Annotated in this window: 3 protein-coding genes; 1 reads left to right on the top strand and 2 read right to left on the bottom strand. The window is 52.9% G+C overall.

Annotation, left to right across the window (positions count from 1 at the left end):
- Positions 1-66 precede the first annotated feature (66 nt).
- Entirely contained in the window at positions 67-420 is a 354-nt protein-coding gene (locus DT343_RS18680; RefSeq protein ID WP_112863943.1) for an arsenate reductase, read from the bottom strand.
- Positions 417-2,231, bottom strand: coding sequence for an SLC13 family permease (locus DT343_RS18675; RefSeq protein ID WP_220116889.1), 1,815 nt, complete (start codon positions 2,229-2,231; stop codon positions 417-419). Before DT343_RS18675 ends, DT343_RS18680 begins: the two co-directional genes overlap by 4 nt.
- A 50-nt stretch (positions 2,232-2,281) precedes the next feature.
- Here DT343_RS18675 and DT343_RS18670 point away from each other — a divergent pair.
- Positions 2,282-2,751: methylated-DNA--[protein]-cysteine S-methyltransferase (locus DT343_RS18670; RefSeq protein WP_146756802.1), on the top strand; the 470-nt coding region annotated here is incomplete at its 3' end.

Raw genomic sequence — 2,751 nt, 5'->3', positions numbered from 1 at the left:
GACGGCGGCGCTGCCGGCGGCAAATCCGGCCATCAGGCTGATCAGCAGGGTGGATTTCATCAGGGCTTACTCACAGAACAGTTGTGTATAAAGGGCGGCATCAAAGCCAAGGGCAATGCCGCCCGCATGTTGCAGCAGGGGGCGTTTGATGAGACTTGGGTGTTGCATCATCAGGGCGATGGCGCCGCCGTCGTCTGCGGCGCGGGCTTGTTCGGCCGCGCTCAGTCCGCGCCATGTGCGGCTGCGTTTGTTGAGTACTTGGGCGAGTTCGATCTGTTCTAACCATTGGCGGATAAGGTTTTCATTCGGCGCTTGTTTTTTGAAGTCGATAAATTGATGCTCAATTGCTTGGGCGGCGAGCCATTGTCGCGCTTTTTTAACGCTGTCGCAGTTGCTGATGCCGTAAAGGATGATGTTCATGAGAATGGCCAAATCATAGGGATAAAGAGGATGCCGAGCACCCAGTAGAGCAGGTTCAGCGGCAGTCCGATTTTGATGAAGTCGGTAAAGCGGTAGCCGCCGGCGCCGTAAACCATGGTATTGGTTTGGTAGCCGACCGGCGTCATAAAGCTGGTGGCGGCGGCAAACATGACGGCGATAATCAAGGGTGAGGCGTTAATGTCGAGCATATTGGCGGTGGATACGGCTATCGGGGTCATCAGCACGGCGGTGCCGGCATTGCTCATCAATTCGGTGAGCACCATGGTCATCAGATAGAGAATGGCAAGTATTGTTAAGGGGCTTGCATCGTTGAAGCGCCCGAGGGTATGCTCGACGATAAATGCCGCCGCGCCGCTGTTGTTCATGGCAGCGCCTAAGGGCAGCAGTCCCGCCAATAAGATGATGATGCGCCAATCAATCGAGGCATAGGCTTCTTCCGCACTCAAGCAGCCGGCGCAGACCATGAGGACGGCGCCGATGAGGGCGGTAATGGTAATCGGGACAATCCCTACTGCGGAGGCGGTAATCACAGCAATCATTACGCCGATGGCAAAATGGGCGCGCCAGTCGGTTTTTTTGCGTTCGTGGTTTTCCGAGAGAATGATGAAGTCTTGATTGCGGCGCAAATCGGCGATGTCTTCTTTGGGCAGAATCATTAATAGGATGTCGCCGACGTGAAAATGAATGCGGCGCAGACGTTCGCGCACGATTTTGCTGCGCCGCTGAATGCCGACGACGGTGCTGTTGCGATTCCAACGCTGCGAGAGCAGGGCGACGTTGCCGCCTATCCATTGCGAATTGGGCGCAACCATGACTTCGGCGATGACCCATTGAGTTTCGGCATTATCGCTGTTGTGCTGATGCGCATAGACGGAAAAGGCTTTGAGGGCGAATTGGTCGCGCAGTTTGAGCAGTTCTTCCGGCAAACCGCGCACCAGCAGAATATCATGACGCTGCAAGACTTGCTGCGAGGGTGTGGAAAGGCGTTCGCCGTCGCGCAATACGCCGATGATATAGAGGTTTAAATCCACCGCATCGGCAATGGTTTTGCCCACAAGCGGCGATTCGGCGCTGACCCGCCATTCGGCGACGTATTTGCCGAGGTCTTGCCGTTCGTCAATCAGATGAGCGCTATTATCCGGCAGCAGCCAACGTCCAGCCGTCAGCAAATACACATAGCCGATAATCAGAAAAATGATGCCGAGCGGAAAAAACTCAAACATGCCGAAGCCGCGATGCCCCTGCTGCTGGGCAATGGAATTGACGAGCAAATTGGTCGAGGTGCCGATAAGCGTGGTTACTCCCGCCATTTGCGAGACGAAAGACAGCGGAATCAGAGCTTTGGAGGCGGGAAATTTAATGTTTTTCGCCGCCGCAATCACAATCGGAATAAAGACCGCTACCACCGCCGTATTATTCACAAAAGGTGAAATCAGCGAGACAATCGCAAACAGTACTAAGAGAAAAGCCAAAGGCGATTTGACACGTCCTAGCAAAGCGCCGATGCCGTCCAATGCACCGCTGATTTGCAGGCCCGCCGCTAATACAAACATAGCGGTTACGGTAATCGTGGCGGAATTGCTAAAGCCGCTTAAAGCTTCTTGCGGTGAAATTTGTCCGAATAAAGCCAAACTTGCCAGCACCAGAATCGCCACTGCATCCATGCGCATTTTTTCGGTGGCGAATAAAACAGTCGCTATGATGGCGATGCTGAGGGTAATGGCGATATCAATAGTCATAAAAAGATTTCCGCAAGAAATAAAGCGCGCATTTTCGCAGAGTTTGTTCATAGGCGGTAGTCTTGTAAGATAAGTCTTCTATTGTTTAACGAAAACCTGCTATGCCTACTTTAATCAGTACAGAAATAGAAACGCCGATTGGCATCATGCTCGCCGCTGCTTATACTCAAAGCGAGGATGCGGCTTTGGTCTATGCGGATTTTATCGACAAGCCGAAAATGCGGCAATCGATTGAAGAAACATTAGAAAAATATTATCAATGCCGGCTGCGGGTAGGGCAGACTCCGCTCTTGCAGGAAATGCAATCGCAGCTTGAGGATTATTTTTGCGGCAAATTGCGCGCATTTCGCCTATCATTAGCGCCGCCGGGCACCGTCTTTCAGCGCACCGTTTGGGACTTGCTAAAGCAGATTCCTTACGGCGAAACATGGACTTATAGCCAACAGGCGGCGCTTTACGGCAAGCCCTCGGCGCTGCGCGCAGTCGCGGCGGCAAACGGAAAAAATCCGCTTTCGATTATCGTACCCTGTCATCGCGTGATTGGGAAAAACGGCGCATTGACGGGCTATTC

Origin of the sequence: Brevundimonas vesicularis (assembly GCF_900445985.1) — a bacterium.
In the GTDB taxonomy this organism is placed as follows: Bacteria; Pseudomonadota; Alphaproteobacteria; order Caulobacterales; family Caulobacteraceae; genus Brevundimonas; species Brevundimonas vesicularis_D.
The sequence above is the reverse complement of the archived record's forward strand: the minus strand, read 5'-3'. Positions and strand labels throughout refer to the sequence as shown.

Coding starts and splice junctions, on each gene's coding strand:
- DT343_RS18675 (WP_220116889.1), bottom strand. CDS start 2,231: ATGAACAAACTCTGCGAAAATGCGCGCTTTATTTCTTGCGGAAATCTT.
- DT343_RS18680 (WP_112863943.1), bottom strand. CDS start 420: ATGAACATCATCCTTTACGGCATCAGCAACTGCGACAGCGTTAAAAAA.